The sequence below is a fragment of the Leptolyngbya sp. AN10 genome, assembly GCF_050565645.1.
In the GTDB taxonomy this organism is placed as follows: domain Bacteria; phylum Cyanobacteriota; class Cyanobacteriia; order Leptolyngbyales; family Leptolyngbyaceae; genus Leptolyngbya.
This window is the reverse complement of record NZ_JBNXVP010000018.1, coordinates 109856-130035: the sequence shown is the minus strand read 5'-3', so window position 1 is coordinate 130035 and position 20180 is coordinate 109856. Positions and strand designations below refer to the sequence as shown.

The window sequence follows — 20180 nt, the reverse complement described above, 5'->3', positions numbered from 1 at the left end:
CAATTGCTGATCAGTGTGAAAACTGAATGCAAGTGATAGGAGTAGAGGGGCGACCCCATATTCAATTTTGGAGAGCATTAAATTGCCCAAATTCGTTCAGGCATTCCGTCTGACGCGCGGACAAGCGTTAGTAGCCACTTATTGACCACAGGAGTAATGTACCCATGCCAAACCACGTTCTATCAGATTGGACGAACAAAACGATGGTTGGCGCGAACGAAGCAATCGATTATGACATCTCCTCCTCTATGCGGAACTCGAACTCCCAACCACGGCTTGCCTCGATCGTCGAACTGAATATGCTGAATCGTCATGTGTCCGGTGATTGCCCATAGTCTTTCACCGGGGCGAAATCGATGAATTACTTCCCAATTGCTGACATTGAAAGTGTAGTCTCGCGACATCAGTTCATCAGGTACATTCACGGCATCAAGAGCGATTCCTTGATACCGTTTTGCCATTCGGCAATTTAGCCCTGCTGGGTCGGGGTCAACTACTTGCCAGTGTTGATGACCTGCTCCTCGTCTTGTGCTGGTGTAGTCGCCATTTTGATTAGGAACTGGCAAAGCGATCGCCCCAGTCGTGTTTGCAATTGATAATGCTGCAACAATGAATCCAATTGATATTGTTCTCTTCATGTTGTTGTTACTATCTACTGGGCTTGAAGTTGCGGCTAAAAGTCATCCAGCGATCAATTTTACCTCCGGTGATGTTTAGAATGGGAACGCCTTCAGTGCGAGGATCACCTTCGGGTTCTTCTCCTGCGAAGTGAAGGATCGTGGTGCGTTCGGGGTTTCCAAGTCCATAGGCAGTAGCAATGTCATTTGCTAAGGCACAACTGATGTAGAAATTGCCCATGTTGATCGCACCACTGCCAGCAAAATAAGTCCAATTTGCACCCCCAGAAAGACGACCTGTTGCACATACACGATGCGTCACTTCAAACATCTTGGCTACATGGACATCATAGACGCGCAAACGTCCGCCATAAGCAGATTTTGTTGTGTTGGTGTCTGGAACCCTCATCGTGTAGTAGCCTTCACTTGTAGAAAGAGTCATGGGAAGTGCCGTCGATGCTTGAAGCGGGTTAGCGATCGTGCAAACTGCTGAAGTTGCAATGCCAAGAGCGAGAAAAGATTGCCACGTTTTCATGTGATAACACGGGTGAAGAATGCTTCAAGAATTCCCCCGCTCACATTTGAGATCACAGAGTTTTTCAGTGGGAACACTAGAAATTAGCACTTTCAACGATGAAATCTATGACTCCGAAACTCTCTCGATTTTTGCTTGCTTCGCTGTCGTTTGCGACATTGACTCCTATCGTGTTAACAACGGCTGTTCCTGCTGAAGCAACATTAGTCAGTGCCAGCAAACACATGAGAATTGATTGGCAGTATGTGTTGAATCGATCAACTTGTTCAACTCAGAAGCCGCATGGTCGTTACACGGTAAGAGGTGGTGTGACAGGACTGCTGTACCCTGCAAACTGCACCGAGAATCTTCAGGGTGGTGATAGTGCCAGCTATGAATTTGTTGATGTCAGTGGCAAAGAACGTTGCATCGGTCGGATGGAGTTGCTTGATGGGGGTAGAGCAACAAAAACTATTTGGTACATTGATCGTGCAGTTGATGGTTTTCCATGTAGCGTGGCAGGTCAGAAATTTGAGATTGACTTGTTCTACACTCGATAAACGATCACATCGACATGGAGTGGAAAACTTGGCAGCATCTACCTCTAAAAGAACGATCGAGACTTCCATCGTGTTCAGGAATATATGTCGTTGCCGACATCAATGACTTGGTGTGGTATGTCGGTCAAGCAGCAAATTTGCGAACTCGCTGGGTGGGCAAAACTCATCATCGATATTCGCAACTCATACGATCGGACCGTAAGTTGAATCATCATATTTATTGGAAGTCCTGCCCTCTCGATCAGCTAGACACTCAGGAGCGCTATTACATCGAGCAGTTCTCCCCAGAATTGAACGGCTGCAAGGTCAAAACTTACCTACCTAAGAATACAAAGCAGTCAGTTGTCGATCGTGAACTGAAACGATTGCTCAAAGTCTTCAACCACAAAACCTTGCTGTTTCCGCTCATCCGAGCCATCCCCGCAGGGGAGTTCCATGACGAAGACGGCATCCGTCACATCGTTGTGCTGATACACTGCAATGATTTTGAGGTTTTAGCAAACTCAACACGAAAGAAATCCATCCAAATCAGAAAGGCTTGGGTAAACCACAGAACCTATTGTGGTCGGAGCGAAGAAAGTTATCTTCCGAAAACGATTCCGGTCTATAGCGGCAGTGGCTACATGATCGAGTTCGTTGAAGCGTCAGAAGTCATTCGTTATCTCGAAGAGAATCTGAACGTTTACGAACAGTCTATTAAGACGATCGAGCTATTTGACGTTGAGATGCAAGTATTGCGCGATCTGAGCGTTTTAGATTCAGCGCCGATGGAAGAAGAGTATTCTTTCGTTATCGATGGCAAGAAGACGCTTAAGGACGCTGCATACCTTAATCACATTAAATATCGGCTGAAGCCACTAAAGATGCCCTGAGCGGTCAATTTGAGTCATCTTGCCATTCGCAGTGATCGCACTTCCAAGCCGATCGTAAAATTTGAGAACCCCTGATAGACATCACATTAACGATAAACAAAGCGTCTCAGAGCAAGCACAAAACTGATTACCAATATTGCTGAGATGCAAACCAGAAAGAGTTCTGCCCAGTTTTCGTTCAACGGCAACCAAAAATGAAGAGCTTTCCACAGGGGGCTAACTACGGATTTTGCGAAAGCTGCTGATGCAATTAAACCAAATATTGTTAAAAAGAGCCTGAAGTTATCGCCCTGTTTGGATTCAAAAAATTTGATTTCGCTCTCCAATATCGACAGATTATCAGAAATTTGGCTTTGTACTGCTGCCAAATTCATCTCTTCCCACCCTTTACTAAGTAAATCTCTGACTTCTCCATAAGGTGTTGCTTCGAGCATTATTGATTTCAATTTGATAAGATCGCGCCTAGTAGCTAATACATCTGGATAGTTTTTAAGTTCGCTTGACTTTTCGACTAAGCTTTTATGGAGTATATAGCCATACTCAAGTAGTTCAACCTGAACTTGACGCTCATATACTAGATTTCCTCTATTAACATCCATCCATTCCTGTTGGCTCTCCAATCCTTTCTTCGACCAAACCCAAAGTGTTACTGCCGATGTAATGTAAGCAGAAAAATCGCTGAATCTCCTAGAGTCAATAGGTACAACATCTGCGAATTCTCCAAAATTTCCTGGAACACGAGCTAGTATTCGCCCAAAAGACTCTTTATGCAGATCCCCGTTACTAGAAGCATCATCCAGTTGATTACTATGTCGAATTAAATGAATGTTCGGTCTACCAATCCAGTAATTACCCAATTCAGGTAGATCTCGAACTCCCCTCAATAAAAAATCGAAATTTGAGACAGGTCTACTAATGAGAAAACCCATAACACCGAAAAGCGTTTGCGCCACAGAAGTAATTGTTTCCTTGTCCTCTGTATTCAAAAGAGGAACCATCTCAAATTCAAAGTCGCCAAAGTCTACTTTGTCAGATACCTTTTTGAAAACCTCTTCATACCTTTTCTTATTCCCTAGAAAACGTATTCTCCAAAGAAAGTTACTTTTGGGGTTTGAATAAATTTGATATGCTTCTGGAGCCAAAGTACCTAGAGCAGTCGGAACCATTGCATAGTCATAATCGCACTGATGTATGTTGACATAGTTATCAATGAAATCAGTAAGTTCTATTGAATTATCTGGAGAAAACATACGGAATTCAATGATTATGACCCCACTTTGATAGAGAATCACAATAGGATAAAGCCCACTAATTCTCTCATCCTCTTTTATCAACTCAATAGGTTTCAAGAAAGCCCTTAAATGTACAGGAGGTAGCTCCTTACCTGATGAAAATTGACGTGCCTCCCCATATAGAAATTGAGAACCGATTAACCATGTTTCTCTAGCATACGGAGTAAAACTCGCTGTTCCTGAATCGTTGGATTGAAAATCAATCGTAGCTTTTTTAGCATCTCCAGATAGCTTGAGTTCAGTTTTTCCAACTGCGACTCCATCACCAGTTCGACAAAATGTTTTGCCGTCTGACATTATTGAGCAATCTGCAATTTCTAGATCAATTAGCAGTTTCGCTATTTTTTCCAACCCTTCGATGTGAGTTTTGAAATATGTCGAATATGAGTGCCAAATTTCCCACTCTTCAGCTAAAAAATCATCCATAAATTACTGCCTCTATTCATAGGATGCAACAAATCTCAAATTCCCGACTGGTTTGCACTTTCCTAGACACTCTACCCTTGTCCTGAATAGGATCAGTTGACAAATTCGGAATAGACCCATCCGGTCGCTTCACCGCCTTCGTACAATTTGGCGCGTACCTTCGTCCAACCATTGCCTACTTCTAAAACTTCAACCTTCGTTCCATTCAACACTCTCCCCAATAATTCTCCATTTGGGGTTTGACGTAAAAATGCAGCCTTTGTCCTCGGACGATTGCTTTGCACGATCGCTGTTTTCGCCTGTGCCTTCGATTGACTTCTAGAAGATTTTGATGGTGCAATTGGCTGACTTCTAGGAGATCCTGCCACTGATTCTTGTGGTTTTCGCGGCGAATATCCCGATAGGTTATCTAAGACTTTGATCGGCTCACATCGACCATTCAAGTATTTTTGGCGAACTTCCCAAATTTCTTTTCGCATATCGAGACGCGATTCTGCCTTCTCCCGCATTTCGATGGCAAAGTTTTTAATGCAACTCACTTGGGTCGCATTAGCGATCGCTTGGAAGTGCTTGGCGATGTCTGATGAATTGCCCCCGGCATTGATCGTTCGTCCTGCTAGTGCATACCGTGAGATTTCTGTTTGAGTTACTTTACGATCTTCGCCTGCTCGACTTTGCATCGATCTTCCTCCAGTGGCGATCGCTCCAAAACAGAATAGAACCGCAGCACCGATACCTAGAATCCAGCCCCAAGGAAAATCATCTGAATAACTGTAGGATGGCGATGAATAGCTTGAGTAATTTGAATACGCGGGTTCTGGTTCTCTGACGGGTTCTGCTTCCTCGTATTGGTCAAACACACTGAATACCCAATCGAGATCGACATTCCCAAAGTAAAACCATTCATCGCCAGCACCAGGGTTATTTATGCGATACTCAGCGAAAAATCTATGCAAAGCAGTTTCTACAGCTTGGGAATCTGAGACAACAATGTGACCTAAAGTGTTCAAAACTCTCGCGTTTCCCGCTCGATATTGACCTTTCCGAGCTTCAACTTCGGCTGTAGTTCTACCGATTTTATATAACCCTGTTGGAACGCCATCTAAACCCAATTCTTGTAATAGGTAAACTTTCCCTGACATTTTTCACAGCATAAAACTCTACTCAATAAAATTGTATCGATTATTTTCAGTACAAAGACACTTCCGAGAAATTACTTATTTTAAGCGAGTGACTTCCTACCATACTTTAGGTAAAAGTTCAAGTACTAGAAAATTAGGACTTGAAGCTATTAAAAGATGCCAATACGATCGTGCTATCCATTGATAACAGGAGGAAAGCTATGGGTGTGATGAAAGCGGCGTGGATGCAAGAACAAGAAGAAGAATGGGAGCGACTGACGAATATTTACGATGCGATTTCGGATGTTTATATTCAGTTCAACGCTGCATTCCTAGAAGATGGAGTTTTTCTTGATATGTGTGGGGGTGACTTAGACTCCCCAATCGCAGAGCAAGTCTGGGAACGTTTAAGCTTGGTAGAACAGGTACAGGTAATCGAGCGCTTGAGGAGCGAAATCGTTCAGCATAAAGAATTTTCCGCACACATTTCCCGACAGGAAGGTAATGGCGATCCTTATACCAACTTTGGCTCAGACTTTGATGAATAGAGAATGAGAATACTGAGTTCACAGCACTGACCTAATCTTGCCCCCGTCACTATTCGATGGGGGCAGGAAGTTTTCTGATGACGTTCTTGAGTCATCTACCGAATCTTAGCGATTGCTGTGGTGAATCTGATGACGAGTCGATGTCTCTAAAGACATCGATTTTTCCGATTGGTCACGCTGTCTACAGGGATATTTCTGAGTCATCTGACCATCCACAGTGACGGCACTTCGGAAGCGATCGCTCACCGAACGGAATCGGAGTCTCACAATTCGGACACCGCCCCGTAAACATCGGATGCGAGTCGAGCAGCGTCAATTTTTCTGCATCAGTCCATCGCTGCACAGGTTGAATCACTTCTTCACCAGCGTAATAAGATTGATCGTCTTCAGGCACTTCAGGATCACTCATCATTGCGGATCTGCAATTGGTAAATTCTCATTTCGGGGTGTTCGGGCATGAGTCGCCAGTAGAAACCATCTGGCGCAGGCGGAACTCGATCGTCGCATCGATACAAGAAGGTTAACTCATTCTTTTTGATCAATTTGCGCTGCAATTTGAGAATTTCCTCATCCCGCTCAGAATCTAGCCAGAATAAATGCCCTTGACCTCGATATCCAGCCGCTAGAAGACTCAGGAAGACCCATTCGATACCCGATTGAATAGTTTCATCATCCATCCCCGAAACCTCTTGTCCGTAGCTGATGAGCTTGGTATCAGCTATGAGATTTTCGGGTTCAGGGTTTTGTTGTTTTGGGGCAAAGCGAGAAAGGAGAGATTGCAGCATTTCGGGGGACTCACGATCTACAGGCTTAGAGTGCCCATGCCCCAACCACTTTTTTCTCTTGCTTCTCCAATTCAGCTAACCTCAGATTGAGATTTAACAATTTTTCGAGAATGTCATCGTTCTTTCCGAAGCCATACGCTTCCATGACTAGATCATCTAGTTTCTGATGCAGTTTTGCAAGTTGGCTTGTGGGTTCATCGAAAAACTGGTTATAAAGATCCGTGATGCCATACCCTCTACCCTCCATACGTTGACTGCGGTAATCATGCAAATCCTGGGTTGTAGCTCGAATTTGATCAACTAATTCGGCTGTGACATTCTGAGGAAATGGAAAAGTTTCAAAGCAAGTGTTGTGTGTGTACCTAGTCCGATCTTCTAGCGTAGAGCTTTGCGCTTTCACCCAAGCCCGATGAACGCTGGATGTAATGATTCCAAGAACGTAGAAATCATCAGAAGCTACGATTGTCGCGGAATCGGCAGGAAGATATTGTGGCGAAACTGGAATGAAGATGAACCATTTCGAGTGTCTAGGGACGCTGAAGTAACAAGATAATGATGCAAGTGCCTTTCGCATCGCAGGACGTTTCTCACCAAACTTCCACCAATGTAGCTTGGTAGTTTCTCTACGATTGTTATCTCTTTCGGGCTTCACGTATGTTCTAACGTGTTCAAAAGGTAGTTCATACTCACTCGCTTCTTCAATGCTCATGTCATTGAAATCAATGATCCAACGGCTAGGACTTCCATTTGGTACGTCAGTTAGATCCGAAGCAGATGACGACTGCTTCAATATTTTCCGGTTTTTAGGGTCTTTCAAGATCCATGAGTTAGCAAGTTCACGCGAAACGTAGAATCCTTTCCCTACTGGAATAATGCCTTGAAATGCAACGTTCTGATTTGCCTTCAATCGAACTGCTCCCGACACGTCAACTGTTGAAGTTAATGATGAAGTGATTTGAGAAACTTCTCGTCGATCGAGACGGTATCGTTTTGGTTCCTGTTTGCTCCAATTGACGATACTGACGTGAACTGCTGCTTCTCCCGACCAAGGCTGAGAAGAAATTGCAGTGTGAATATGTCCACCGTTTTGAGTGATGTAGTCGAGCGATGCAGCACGAGTTTTCCCTTGACTAATCGAGTTGGTTCCGACTAATCCAGCACGACCCCCTTCATCTAAAGCATCATGAGTTCGACGAAACCAGTAGGAACAGAAATCGACTGAATCCTTGATCCCCGGAAATTTTGCAAATACTCGATCCATGTAGTCATCGCCAAGCGCTTTCCGAGCATTTTTACCACCCAGGAACGGGGGATTACCTATGATTGCATCTGCTTTCACCCAATCTGTAAACAAAGCATCTGCACAGACAATGTTGTTATCTAATGTATCTAATGGTAGGGCGGGTTCATGCAGTTCCAGTGTGTCGATCGCTATTTTCCGAGCGATCATCATTGTCACTCTGGCAAGTTCGACCCCAAACGAATTGGTGTCCATGCCAAAGAACTGATTCGGAGTCACGCGCCCCAAAAGCAATTGCTGATTATCAGTTCCTTGCATAGCACATAGCTTATTAATCAACCGCTTTTCGACTTTCTTGAGTTCCTGATAAGCGACATACAAGAAATTTCCGCTGCCGCAAGCAGCGTCTAAAGTTCGGTAGTTGCTCAATTTGTGATGAAGGGTATGAAGTTCTTTTTCGGTGTTAGCTTCATCTATCAACTCCTCCCAGTATTCGGTGATTGTTGGTATAACAATCTCCCGTATGTCTCCTTCAGAGGTAAAGTGCATTCCATGAGCGCGTCTTTCTTTAGCATTTGATGTACCCTCGAAAATGCTCCCGAACACAGAAGGACGAACTTGTTTCCAGTCTTGTTCAGCACATTTGAGCAGTAGTTCAAGGTCAACATCTCTTAGCTCTATGGGGTGAACGATCGAGAACAAGCCTCCATTAAAGTAAGCTGTACCAGCATAACGACCAGCAGGGGTGGTTCCCTTTTGGTTCATCGCGTGAAATAATCCGCCTATGATGTCATAGGTGCGACCTCGCTTCTCAATGCAATCTTGAATGCAGGAAATGAACATTCCTGACGGTAGCAAACCGCGATCTTCTGCAAACATCGCGAGAACGCATTGCAGCACAAAACGTTGTGCTTGGGCTTCGTCATAGTCTCGAAATTTGCGCCAACGTGCAACTTGAATTAAATCTTGATAAAGCTGCCCCATTCTAACAGCGGCTTTGCTGGTAATTTCAACTTGATTGTTACGAAAGATAGGGGCATAGTTCCCCCGTTCCATGAACTTAAATGCAGTTGAACGCTGAACGAATTCATCGATGTGAATTTTATCGACAGGCGTATCGACTTGATGGTTAAAATCGTAAATCCAAAATTCATCGAAATTGCAAAGGATACAGTATTTTGGTTTGGGTGTTAACCGCATCCAATATCGTTCCATTTGGTTGTAATATTTCTGAAGATCTTTGCCGCGAGATTTCATCTCGATTAACACTCGATCTTTCCAAACTAAATCAGCAGATCCTTTGTTACCTTTTGCGCTGGATTTATCAATTTTTCGCTCAAATTCTGCCCCTGCTTCTTTCGCTCCGTTATGTCCAAATGCTCGAAAGAACGCATTCAAAAAAGATTGAGAATCAGCCTCTTCGTTTCCGTGAATGTATTGCTTTGAATAATCTACAAATTCTTGAAGCAACTGAGGACTAGCAGACATTTAGAGGCTCCTAAAAGCAATTAAATGCCCCCTACGTCTTATCAATTACAATCTATCAGCTTAATGTATTAAGCCTTTATCTCTGTCTGTGTTGTGATATAGCTAGGGGGCTTTTGCGCCTCTAGCGTTGACTTCGTTACATCAAAATCTTCGCAAAGAATTCACCGAATTTTTACGCGATAGAATTTAGAAAAAAGTAACTCTGCGGTTGACGTTGCTACTTGTTGACGAATAGCAGTTGTCAATTCTTAAAGTTTTTGAAAACAAAGTTAGAGAGTAGATTTCTTGGGCACTTTAACGGATGAGTTTAGTGACGGAGGATTATAAATGTTAACTTGTAAATCTGCCTTATCAGGTGGATTGTTAGACGGACGCATTTCTGTTGAACAGAAGGAGCAGATTCGACGTGAGATGCAATCGGGAATTTCACATCGTTCGATTGGATTTCCTCTTGCAGAGCGACATCGAGCAGAATTTCTAAACGCTCAATCGGATGCCCTAAATACTCGGTCAGTTCAGATGAAAGCGCTTCTAGAAAAGCATCCATACGCGACTCAATCACCACCTCCAATTGTTATTCCAGAACCGAATAACTGCGAGGAAATGGCAGAAAGAACGGCGGAAATCATCAGGAAAATTGATGAATTTGCCAACTATCGTGCAGAGCAAGTTCAAAGGATTGTAGATGCGCTCAATCGGATCTGTCGCCCTGATTAAACTGATCAGTTCTAGAACATAAACAGTGCAGCGATTACCTCACCTGAAGCGATCGCTGCATCTCGATCGGAACTAATCCTAACGTTTAACACTTCCGAACACAAAACCACCAGATGATTCGGGCAATTCAGCAGCGTCAAAAATCTGCTTTAGAACATCGGTCGTCTTCCCTAGCTGAACCGCATAAATATCACCGATGTTAACCGTTGGCTCAGAAGGATGAGCCACAGCGACAACCTTGCAGACATGGGCTGTGCCGTCAATGTCATACTCAATTAGCTCTCCGGTTCTTGGAAGGACACTGAACGCTTTACTGCCCATACCTTGCCAGTGTTCTTTGTCGGGAACTTTAACCATCAACATTGCGGTAATCTGATTTGAACTGCTCATCGGAAATCCTTTGTTTCAAAAGAATTCCGCCAAGAGTACCAGAGTAGAACAAGCGATTCTATCCGTTGATCTACGGATTCTAGCGCTGTAAAGGTTGAAAACAAACTTCAAATCCACAGCTTACCTGATTAGATTTAGGCACTACTTGAACGAGAACAGGTTCGCCTCCTTGTCGTTGACCTGCTTCAAATCTAAGCGGTTCCCCTGATGTTGCATTTGCAGGCAGATTAACACTGGGAAGCTTTTCTAAAATAGTCTGTCTATTAACTGTCTCTGAGTTTCTCGCAATCAGAGAGATTGCCCTGAGAAATGCCCTTGTAGCATCAAAGCTATTGGCTGTACGCCAGCCGATTTGACCACCTTCTTTTCCATCAAATGTAGTTTCCCTATAAGCATATTTTGGGAAGCCAAACCAGGGAACAACTAAGACTAAATTTTCAATTTTTTTCTTGCCTTTGGCTAAAGTCTCTCCTTCATATAGAGCGTTTCCTCCAAAAATCTTTAGGTCACGTCCTGAGTCTTTTAAGTATTCTATTATGCGGATCGCTCGCTCATTTGTTCCACGTCTACCGCCGCTAGAAAAAAAGATAACACTCTTAACCTCGGCAGGTAGAGATTTTGGCACAGACTTTTCACTATAGTTGACAGGTTGAAGATTATCAAAAGGGATTGGATGGATTATGTTTTTGTCTTTTAGCGATTTAATAAAATCTCCTCTTATATTTGTGCTATATTCACCTTCATCATAAAAGATGGCAATTTTGCCCACATTTAATCCTTCAATGTGCTTTGCTAAAACGTCAGCTAATTCGCGACTAGAATATGTAGACCTAAAGAATACTTTACCGACAGTCGATTGATTCAAACTTGTGCTGGTACTTGTTGGCGTTATCATTGCTAAACCAGCTTTGTTATATATATCTACAGCAGCTTTACTAGCATCACTAGAATGATGCCCGATAATTCCAACGACATCTTTATAATCTCTAGCAATTTGGCAAGCAACTTGCTTCGCACCCTCTACAGTATTGCTATCGTTAACAACTAAGACTCTCAAAGGTTTAGCTGTATCGGAGCTAGTAGGGTCTTCCCTACGTTGATTAAACTGCTCCTGTGCATCTGCAACTCCTGCTAGTATCGCTCCTGCTGCTTCTGGTCTAGCATTTTCATCAGCAGGGACGACAGCAGCTAATAGCACACTATCTCCAGTTATCCTTCCATTATTGGCATAGATTTTTCTCTCGTAGAGTCTGGCATTTTCTTTTTGTGGAATGAGAAGTTTTTCACCTGTACTAAAATTAGAGTCGGATGTAGAAATCCCTTTACAAGCTTCAGCAAGTGCATCTGGAATTGGGGCTTGAAGCAGCAATGCTATCAATGCTGAAAGAGGTGCTAATGCTATCAATGCTAAAATCCATAATATTTTTTGTTTGGTGCTTTGGGGAATAGGAATAAAGCTACTCACTACATTTGTAACCAAGCCTATCGCAACCGAAACGATTGCCGCTAAAATCAAAATCAAAATTACCTTTAATTCCATCTTGCTGCAAGCGTCCCCTGTGTAGACGATCCGTACATCTTTGAAATGACCTTAATATTTGAGATTATTAAGTTTTCCTAGAGGGATTATACATAACGTTCAGTATTTTTTCTAAAGAAACCTTGTACTACTTAATTTGGCAATCATGCGATTAGATTTGAACAGAAGACATTTCATCCTCCATTCATCAGGAGGATGATAGCCATACATCCAATTTCTACGTTCTATGGCAAGCTTTCGCAAGCAACGCTATCTCGATCGCCATCCAATCGGAACGGATCACCAGGATACGCATTAAATACCCGTTGAGCTTCAGCTTGAGTCCTAAAGTCACCGCAGTCACAATCGCTGTTCACACAGGTTGGAAGGGCATTTTGCGGGGGTTGAGCAACGGTTCTACGTGCAGGTTTGGTTGTAAGCTGTTCTTCCCGCCTGAAGTTCCACGGCATCACCGGATTCGATTGATTCCAAAACGCCAATCGTTTGAGTTGGGCATCTGCCTCAGCGGTTAAGTATTCATCAGCATTGCAAACTTTCAAGTATTGCCTGTAAGCAACGGCGTGACCTTCTTGAACCATAGCGAGGTTTACCGAGCGATCACCAACGTAGATTTCAGCGACTCTGCGACCACGCTCATCCCTAGCGGAAGTTGTTCTCAGTTGAACTGCTGTACCGACTGGAAGTAGTTGCTTAAGTCGGGCTGATGATTGATCGCCAAAAGGTTTTTGTGCCATTTCAGGGGCATCAATACACGCCAGCCGAACTGTAATGGTCTTGTTCCCTTCACGAACTCGAACGGTGTCACCATCGCCAACAGAAACGATCGTGGCAGCGGTGCGAGGTTGAGAATTTCTTGATTGAGCGATGGCAGCGGTGGCGATCAATCCGAATAAGATCACTGTTGTCGCAGCAGTAGAGAAAAATGTTTTCTTCATCCGTTTATTGTCGAAATATCTCTAGATGAACATCGTGGACATCTGGCAGGGGGTGTTGATTTCCTGGAATCCCAGTGATACTCACATTTGTTGCACTCCATCTGCCCGTACCACTTGTTCGGATCACGCGATGCCTTCACGATCAAAGCAAGCGCAATCGGTGTGACTATACCAGCAGCAAACCAAGGAAACATAGATACCTCGTATTAAGGTTCACTTTAGACTTCCCTCGGTAGCGCAATTTATTGCATCAAGATTCGCAGGCGATTCCGTCTTTATCGCGATCTTTCGATGCGTACTCTGGATGATCTGCCACGCTAATGTCGCTATACCCATTTGCTTTGGCTTCTTTGCAATTCGCAAACAGAGGAATCTTGTTCGACTGTGGCTGTGGTTTCTCCGGTTCAGGCGATTGCACTGGCTCAGATTCCGGTGTGACTTCTGGGGATGGAGAAGCTTCTGGTGACGGTGTAATTGATGGACTAGGGGATGCGACGATCGACGGACTGGGCGAAGGCGAAACTGACGCTTTCGGACTCGATTGAAGTTCCTCTAGTCGTTTGAGTTGATCCTGGCTGGATGGCGAACTGGTGCATCCCCAAAGTGTGAATAGCAATACGATCGTGATTCCGAGTTTGAGTCTCATGGTCTAGCTTTGGTTCATGGGCTTCCGTATATAGATTGCACTAATTTTTACCAGAATCCGCACGATATTTTCGGAATCTATCGATCTGATGAAAGCTTTAGAATGTCTGAATTAATTGAAAAAGCAATATTCCAGACTTTAGAAGACAGTCGAGCTTTAAGAGTCTCTAGAGCAAATACAACAACTTAACTTTCGTTTCTGTCATCTCTAATAATATTTCCACCAGCGTCACCGCCGATCCGAATATTGCCAGTATTAATATTACCGATTTGATTAATGTTGATATGATCACGCCCATAATTATTATATTTCCTGCTATCTTGTGAGCTAGGAGGATTTAGTCCTAAAGCTAGACGAAAAGCAGGATGGATAACAATTGCTTCCAAATCTACGATATATGGAAGGACGATTCTTTTATAATCTAGTTGGTCATGTAGATAAAAAATTTCTCCTAATACTTTCGCTCCAAGAAAACCTATACCAAACAGAAGTTGAAGGAAATCATCTAAGTCCAAACCAGATAGTTCGTTAAATTTTTGAGACAACATTGCCTTACTTTTCTCAAATCTTGGTGCTATCTGTTCTTTCGTGAAGGATGATTGAAATCCGTCAAACACATTAAAAGTATCCCGAAGAAAAGGGTACTGTACACTGAATTCATTGATCAAATCGTCTAGCTTCCAGATAGAATATCGAGCTTCTGCCGCAAGAATATCCTCCTCTGTAATTCGAGAACGGTTTGCGTCTTGAGCGAAAGATAATGCTAAATTGCAGTATTGAATTACTTCTCTTGGACGCTTCAGCGTTCTATCAATAATGTAATCAAAGGAGTGCTGTTCACCCACCTTCTTCTCGAAGAGAAGCTTCCATACACTCTCAGTATCAAAATCATCTGCAAGATTAGCGGCGATTTTTCCGCGATTCGTAATCAAACGCTTCAAATCTTCTTTTGACCAATTAATTCGTTCGTCTACGCTTCTAAACTTGTCTTTATTAAAAAACTCTAAACTATCCCAGATATCGGAGCGAAGAAACACAATTACTAATGCACTAGGATTCAAGTTTCCATTCACTTTAGTAATTGCATCGAGCAGTCCAGTAATTAAATGCTTTGACTCCTCGGTAGAATTCCAAATGTCATCTACTTCATCCACTAATATAGTAATTTTGAAACCTTTTGCTATTCTAATTAGACGTAGAATGCAATTCTGAAATTTGTCGAGTGCAGCAGATAAATCGCGGATAGATTCTACTTGTCGTGCTTCAGCAGTTGTTTCCAATCCACCAGGAACCTTAACACCGAACTTTGAGAATCTATTCAAGAAAGAACCCAATTTTTGTGCAATGTTTTTGTCTATTTCATCATTTTGAGATAAGAAGTCTCTGATTCCACGTAGTTGCTTTATGTTTTCATGCTCCGAATAAATTTCATCGAATTCTCCTTGATCAATTAGCTCGATTAATCTAATGGCTATTTTCACAAGAAAAACATATCGCCATGCTGACTCAAAGCTCTCTTTATCGTCTATTGCTGTAGCTCTAAGCTGTTGAATCCTGGTTCTGGATAAATCCCCGGTTGTGACTCGGATTGCCTCTCTACCTTCAGCTTTTAGTGCATCAATCAGATAAAAACAGATGGCACTTTTACCTGAACCCTTTCTTCCAGTTACTAAAAGCTTCCCCCCGTTTTTCACTCTGTTATATACGGATGTTTTCAGGAAAACTTTGGCTAAAAGTCCATTCGCTTCAAGAGTTGCATCGTCTCTGCCAAAATTAATTTCAGACAAATTGATGGAATGCTGCATTGTCTCTTCCTCTTGAATGCTTTAGCTATCTTGGTTATTCAAAATTGATACACTGATCCTTAACGACTTCCTGATGTTGTAGAAAACTTAACACACGGCATCGGGAGTTTATGTGGAAAGGAAGAAAATTTTAATCAACCGAATATGAGCATCGAGACTCTGGCTCTCCAATAACTAAATTAAGCACCCTGAAGAATCGCTAGAAATTCGCTCACTACCGCTTCAGCACGATCGATACAGTCTCTTCCGGTGAATCTTACTGTGGGGACACCTGAGCGCAGCAGCACCCGATCACGGGCATAATCACGAATCGTTTGCTCTCCTTCTAGGTGATGCTGTCCATCCACTTCCAGCACCATACACTTGCCTTTGTAGACAACGAGAAAATCGGCTTCAATCCGTCCTGTTAGCTGAGTGTCGCTAACGACAGTTTCTTGCAATCCAACCCGTCCACGGGTGTTGGCAAAAAATAAGACTCCATGTTGATCGAGCGCTTTAGCGATTTTGACTTCGGCAGTCGATCAAATCATGCTAACGGTAACATAACTTAGCTTCCAGGTTGTAACCATCCTTTGATAATTGCTTTCACAACTTTAAGATGTTTGTTGTCTAGGATAAATTCATCGATTGCCGTTTCACCACCTACTTGTAACGCACTCGCGGCACGACGTTTGAAACTGGGAGTAGTTTCTTCGTTGACATAGACAATTTGTTCAGTTTCAGTAACCCCAGGATTAGATTGTTCTAACTGTTGAAGAAGCTGTTGAATTGCTGTCACGGTTGCGGCTAATTCAGGATTTTTAGAGTAATTATTGATCGTTTGACCGACGTTTACATTGTGAGCTTCGCCCTTGTTCACACCAATTCCAAAATATCCAACTTGCGAAATTGGCTGTTTGTCTGCATCGTTCATAAACACCTCAGTAAATTAAATGAAATTCAGCGCTATTTATTCACACCCGTCCCGAAAACTCCGCTTTGTTGAATGAAATCTCCAGTGAAATCTCCTTCTATCTGAAACACACAACTAACAGGCTGATCTTGATTTTTCATCACCTCAGCCAGGTTGAAGAGAATCTCATCTCTACGCGATTGCCGATAGTCATAAATCCTGAAGAATTTGCCATTACTCGTTGCTATGGACACACCATATAAGACTTTTGGAGCGTCTTTCTTCTTTAACGAAATTCGAGCAGCTTTTACAATTTCGATTACTCGTTTTAGTAATTTATAGAAAATTACTAAAGAAGCTATAGTTGAAAGCGCAGTTGATATGAATCCTCCTACTGATGCTCCAAATAAAAGTGGAATCAGCCCATTAATAAATAGGAAAGCAATACCAACAATAAAGTATTCCTTGATGAATTGAATAAGCGCTCCGCCTATCCTAACTATGGCTGTAGTAATAGGATCTGGCTCTGGGGGCAAATGCTTTGTCTCTGCGCTTATATCAACAATATTTCCAATCTGAAAGACAACAAAAGGGTTGTCGAGTTGTAAGGTTTTGTTGGTAATCGATACTTCAGCCCGCTTGATACCTCTTATTTGTCTGGGAGCCATAACATTTATTAGCTATCTGTGATACGGAGGATTGCTTCGCCAACGCATACACACCTGAATAATCTCTAATACTTCGCCTTTTTCGCTTGACCGGAAGATTTATGTAGTTGTACTGAATTTGAATGTAATGAATTTCATAGAACAATGACAATGATTCAGACAAGAGATCGAATTTGACGGCTCTTTTAAGCCTCTCTAGACGCGGCAGTTCAGCAGCAGATGGGAAATACGATTTCGCAGCTTCAAGCTGTGACGGCAGAAGCACGATCTGAAATGACGGTATTTTTCCCTACACAATATGGTTTGAGTGCAGGGGCATTTTTCGGCGGTCAGTGCATCTAGCGAGAATTGGAGGCGATCGCTCTACAGGTTAAGAGATAGTGTGCCCAATTCGACATCTGAGTTCTAAAAATTCACCAGGAACAAACCTGATAATTGATGTGACTGTTTACACTAAGATAAGCGTTATGTCACTTATCCAATGGATCTGTTTACCCCGATCGTTCCTGAATCTAAACAGCACCACAACTTTTCTCACATCCTTCGTCCCATATACCATTCACCTGAAATTGATGTTATTCAAGGATGGGCGGATGATTTTAAGGATCGTGATGGCAAATTTGTAAAAGAATTTCAGACCACGTTTAATTCTTCGTTCTGGGAATTGTACTTATTCGCCTGTTTCAAAGAACTGGGATGTAAAGTCGATTTCAGTTACGAAGCTCCAGATTTCGTCGTCAATTCTGACCGTGGATCGTTTGTCGCTGAAGCGACGATAGCAAATGCTCCAGACGGCTTTCGCCCACAGTGGGAGGGAATTATTACCCCTGAAACACTCGACCAGGTGAGTATAAACGAGATCATTCGTTTAGCTACGCTCCGCCTCGCAAATGCGATAGATGCAAAATATAAAAAGTATCAGAAAAGTTACTCGAAGCTTTCGCACGTTCAAGGGAAACCGTTCGTAATCTGTCTTGCACCCTTTGAGCAACCTTTCTTTTTCGTGCAAACTAGCCAAGCATTGCAGCGTGTTCTCTATACCTACGAACAGCCTCTAATAATTTCTAATCCCCTAGATGGCTCACGAAGAATAGTGGGAGAATCTCAACGCAAACGGGTTCAAAAGAAACCTGAGACTGAGATTTCTCTGGGTTTATTTACTGATTCTCGAATGGCTGAAATCAGTGCCGTGATTTTTAGCAGTACGGCAACGTGGGGGAAAGTACGAGCATTGGCGAAAGAAAGCAGCGTTTCCACTTGGTTTAGAGCGATCCGCTATATGTCTGACACGACGCAAGCAAATGCGATTATGACACCCAAAGCAGAATACCGTGAAACATTACTTGACGGCTTGCATTTATGTCTTAATCCTTTCGCCAACATTCCTTTGAACTATGAACTATTTGAAAATAGAGAAATTGCAATACATGACTATGATTCACATGAACATGAGTACCTAGTTTATCCTCCTAATGGATTTCTGATTCAACGGTATTGTTTTTCTGTTAGAGGTGTCGATAACAAAGTTTTGCAGCAAGTTCAAACCTATGCCGAAACGCTCGAACAGAAGGTTTACAGCAGTCTGCCTAATGAGGTGTGGCGTGAAGATGAATTGATTTCGGTAGGTGGACAAATTCAAATGTTTGCCGAAAACTACATGGCACATTATCGTGGTTGGACAATTATTATTGCACTTGACACGATCGATAATGATTGGATGGCGCAAGCTATTGTAGGGACTCACTTTAGCTTACCAGAATACATTGAAGCCAATCAGAAACTCGACTCAACGAGTGATCCCGCTTCAAGTCGCATAATAGCCTCTTCATCTTTTTCTTCTGAGGAAGAGGCTTTCACTGCAATCAAAGGAGAAATCGATGTTCTGTTGTTGTAAATTTTTTGGCTCAGAACGGTAGGATCTCCAGCAGTGCAAAATCTACTTCATTGAGTAAACAAGGATGTCGCCGTTTTGCTTGAACCCGAAATTTTTGTACCAACGAATCAATTCTGGTTTATCAAAGCGGATTCCGCCAGCGCCACCGGGATGTGGTGAAAGAGCAATTGTTGTAACCTTGCTTAAAAGTTCCCGTACATCTGCGTCGTTGAAATTATGTAAATTCCTAAACTCGTAATCTTTCAGGATAGTTCGTAGTAAATAAGACCCTAAACCGCATCCTTGATATCTCTCATAGATTTGTAATTCATTTATTACTACGACTGGGCTAAATCCCCACTGTTCGGACGCAAGCTTTGTGTAAGCAAATCCAACCTCAACGCCACTAAACCGTTCCACAAGAAGGTGATCAAAAAATGCTTCTCCTCGTCGGAGTTTATCAGACGAATTAAATTTAGTTCGGTAGAAGACAAATATCCAACTATGTCGAAGCGTTCTGCGAACCAGTCTGAGTAATCGCTGTACTCTCATGTGCTATCTTTGTTGCTTCTGGAAGATTGAAAAGAGCAAATTTTAATCTTGTTACTCTCTTAATATAGTTATTAAACGTTCTAAATTTAACAGGAAAATGTAGATGATTTCTCTAGACATTGCCTAGATTAGAGACACAATTCCATTTAGATTTCTAGTTAATTCCTATGAAAGCCTTGTTCACTGCAACTCTTGTAGGAGTGCTTAGTTTCATACCCGTTTCAGTGAGCGCTCAACCCAAAATTCCTTTCTGTGTGTGGGGCGAAACTCCGATTCGTCAAATAGATGACCTTACAATCGTTTGTCGTAATCTTAATCCCAAGAGATCATATCCTAAAGCTATTGATGAAGTGTCATTGTATCGATGGCGAAGCCAAAAAGATTTGGGAGATTCAACAAGCGTTTTAGTGTACCCCGGTGGGCTTAAGCTTGCCAATATTGGAGAGCATCAAGACTGTATTAAAAACGGCTCTGCTACTATCTGTACACAAACAATTCAATTCTGGCTGATTGGTCGTCGGTTTGATGAATGGACTGAAATTTCAAAGGCTGATCCACAGATGCTAGAGCGTCATCGTAGCGATTTATCATTGTTGCTAGACACCCTTGAAACTAATCCTTTGGTCAAACCGGAATTCTAAGGCTCCGAGTTTTACTCTAATCGAGATCTTCTCGTTTGAAATTTCAAACGCTGCGATC

The 20180-nt window shown here is 42.6% G+C and carries 23 protein-coding genes; 7 read left to right on the top strand and 16 right to left on the bottom strand.

The window, feature by feature from the left end; all coding sequences use genetic code 11:
• Positions 1–182: 182 nt before the first annotated feature.
• Positions 183–638, bottom strand: a complete 456-nt coding sequence (locus ACQ4M5_RS24255) for a hypothetical protein (protein ID WP_430678265.1) — start codon at positions 636–638, stop codon at positions 183–185.
• Between the two features lie 10 nt (positions 639–648).
• Positions 649–1152, bottom strand: a complete 504-nt coding sequence (locus tag ACQ4M5_RS24250) for a hypothetical protein (RefSeq protein WP_430678264.1) — start codon at positions 1150–1152, stop codon at positions 649–651.
• Between the two features lie 98 nt (positions 1153–1250).
• On the opposite strand from ACQ4M5_RS24250, the gene ACQ4M5_RS24245 reads away from it, so the two are divergent.
• The gene (locus ACQ4M5_RS24245) at positions 1251–1691 is read left to right on the top strand and encodes a hypothetical protein (RefSeq protein WP_430678263.1); all 441 of its coding nucleotides are present in this window, start codon (positions 1251–1253) and stop codon (positions 1689–1691) included.
• A gap of 14 nt (positions 1692–1705) precedes the next feature.
• A complete protein-coding gene (locus ACQ4M5_RS24240) occupies positions 1706–2563 on the top strand; it encodes a GIY-YIG nuclease family protein (RefSeq protein WP_430678262.1) in 858 nt (285 codons plus the stop codon).
• A gap of 86 nt (positions 2564–2649) precedes the next feature.
• Here ACQ4M5_RS24240 and ACQ4M5_RS24235 read toward each other — a convergent pair whose 3' ends face one another.
• On the bottom strand, positions 2650–4281 hold the full coding sequence (locus ACQ4M5_RS24235) for a hypothetical protein (protein ID WP_430678261.1): 1632 nt from the start codon (positions 4279–4281) through the stop codon (positions 2650–2652).
• 92 nt (positions 4282–4373) lie between these two features.
• A complete protein-coding gene (locus ACQ4M5_RS24230; RefSeq protein WP_430678260.1) occupies positions 4374–5423 on the bottom strand; it encodes a GIY-YIG nuclease family protein in 1050 nt (349 codons plus the stop codon).
• 200 nt (positions 5424–5623) lie between these two features.
• Here ACQ4M5_RS24230 and ACQ4M5_RS24225 point away from each other — a divergent pair, with 200 nt between their 5' ends.
• Complete coding sequence (locus ACQ4M5_RS24225) at positions 5624–5950, top strand: hypothetical protein (protein WP_430678259.1); 327 nt, start codon at positions 5624–5626, stop codon at positions 5948–5950.
• A 181-nt stretch (positions 5951–6131) separates the two neighbouring features.
• On the opposite strand, the gene ACQ4M5_RS24220 is transcribed toward ACQ4M5_RS24225, so the two are convergent.
• From ACQ4M5_RS24220 to ACQ4M5_RS24210, 3 genes are read right to left on the bottom strand one after another with little or no spacing between them, the layout of a single operon-like run.
• Entirely contained in the window at positions 6132–6362 is a 231-nt protein-coding gene (locus ACQ4M5_RS24220; protein WP_430678258.1) for a hypothetical protein, read from the bottom strand.
• The gene (locus ACQ4M5_RS24215) at positions 6352–6735 is read right to left on the bottom strand and encodes a hypothetical protein (RefSeq protein WP_430678257.1); all 384 of its coding nucleotides are present in this window, start codon (positions 6733–6735) and stop codon (positions 6352–6354) included. The genes ACQ4M5_RS24220 and ACQ4M5_RS24215 overlap by 11 nt, the downstream gene beginning before the upstream one ends.
• 25 nt (positions 6736–6760) lie before the next feature.
• Positions 6761–9463, bottom strand: a complete 2703-nt coding sequence (locus ACQ4M5_RS24210; RefSeq protein WP_430678256.1) for a DNA methyltransferase — start codon at positions 9461–9463, stop codon at positions 6761–6763.
• Positions 9464–9790: 327 nt separating this feature from the next.
• Between ACQ4M5_RS24210 and ACQ4M5_RS24205 the strand changes: the two genes are divergently transcribed.
• Positions 9791–10180 (top strand): hypothetical protein, encoded by a 390-nt coding sequence (locus ACQ4M5_RS24205; protein WP_430678254.1) that lies wholly within the window; start codon positions 9791–9793, stop codon positions 10178–10180.
• 78 nt (positions 10181–10258) lie between these two features.
• Here ACQ4M5_RS24205 and ACQ4M5_RS24200 read toward each other — a convergent pair whose 3' ends face one another.
• The 8 genes from ACQ4M5_RS24200 to ACQ4M5_RS24165 all read right to left on the bottom strand — a co-directional run bounded on the left by ACQ4M5_RS24200 (position 10259) and on the right by ACQ4M5_RS24165 (position 17056).
• Positions 10259–10570, bottom strand: coding sequence for a hypothetical protein (locus ACQ4M5_RS24200; RefSeq protein WP_430678253.1), 312 nt, complete (start codon positions 10568–10570; stop codon positions 10259–10261).
• A gap of 79 nt (positions 10571–10649) precedes the next feature.
• A complete protein-coding gene (locus ACQ4M5_RS24195) occupies positions 10650–12110 on the bottom strand; it encodes an ABC transporter substrate-binding protein (RefSeq protein ID WP_430678252.1) in 1461 nt (486 codons plus the stop codon).
• 224 nt (positions 12111–12334) lie between these two features.
• Positions 12335–13045, bottom strand: a complete 711-nt coding sequence (locus ACQ4M5_RS24190) for a thermonuclease family protein (RefSeq protein ID WP_430678251.1) — start codon at positions 13043–13045, stop codon at positions 12335–12337.
• 250 nt (positions 13046–13295) lie between these two features.
• The gene (locus tag ACQ4M5_RS24185) at positions 13296–13691 is read right to left on the bottom strand and encodes an excalibur calcium-binding domain-containing protein (RefSeq protein WP_430678250.1); all 396 of its coding nucleotides are present in this window, start codon (positions 13689–13691) and stop codon (positions 13296–13298) included.
• A gap of 185 nt (positions 13692–13876) precedes the next feature.
• Complete coding sequence (locus tag ACQ4M5_RS24180; RefSeq protein WP_430678249.1) at positions 13877–15496, bottom strand: P-loop ATPase, Sll1717 family; 1620 nt, start codon at positions 15494–15496, stop codon at positions 13877–13879.
• A 179-nt stretch (positions 15497–15675) separates the two neighbouring features.
• Entirely contained in the window at positions 15676–15936 is a 261-nt protein-coding gene (locus tag ACQ4M5_RS24175; RefSeq protein ID WP_430678248.1) for a DUF559 domain-containing protein, read from the bottom strand.
• Between the two features lie 107 nt (positions 15937–16043).
• Positions 16044–16409 (bottom strand): hypothetical protein, encoded by a 366-nt coding sequence (locus ACQ4M5_RS24170; RefSeq protein ID WP_430678247.1) that lies wholly within the window; start codon positions 16407–16409, stop codon positions 16044–16046.
• A gap of 32 nt (positions 16410–16441) precedes the next feature.
• A complete protein-coding gene (locus ACQ4M5_RS24165) occupies positions 16442–17056 on the bottom strand; it encodes a hypothetical protein (protein WP_430678246.1) in 615 nt (204 codons plus the stop codon).
• 219 nt (positions 17057–17275) lie between these two features.
• Here ACQ4M5_RS24165 and ACQ4M5_RS24160 point away from each other — a divergent pair, with 219 nt between their 5' ends.
• Both ACQ4M5_RS24160 and ACQ4M5_RS24155 read left to right on the top strand, forming a co-directional pair.
• On the top strand, positions 17276–17398 hold the full coding sequence (locus ACQ4M5_RS24160; protein ID WP_430678245.1) for a hypothetical protein: 123 nt from the start codon (positions 17276–17278) through the stop codon (positions 17396–17398).
• A 139-nt stretch (positions 17399–17537) separates the two neighbouring features.
• Positions 17538–18950: a hypothetical protein gene (locus ACQ4M5_RS24155; protein WP_430678244.1), complete on the top strand. Its 1413-nt coding sequence runs from the start codon at positions 17538–17540 to the stop codon at positions 18948–18950.
• A 42-nt stretch (positions 18951–18992) separates the two neighbouring features.
• On the opposite strand, the gene ACQ4M5_RS24150 is transcribed toward ACQ4M5_RS24155, so the two are convergent.
• Complete coding sequence (locus tag ACQ4M5_RS24150) at positions 18993–19349, bottom strand: hypothetical protein (RefSeq protein ID WP_430678243.1); 357 nt, start codon at positions 19347–19349, stop codon at positions 18993–18995.
• A 299-nt stretch (positions 19350–19648) separates the two neighbouring features.
• Here ACQ4M5_RS24150 and ACQ4M5_RS24145 point away from each other — a divergent pair, with 299 nt between their 5' ends.
• Positions 19649–20122, top strand: coding sequence for a hypothetical protein (locus ACQ4M5_RS24145; RefSeq protein WP_430678242.1), 474 nt, complete (start codon positions 19649–19651; stop codon positions 20120–20122).
• Positions 20123–20180 lie beyond the last annotated feature (58 nt).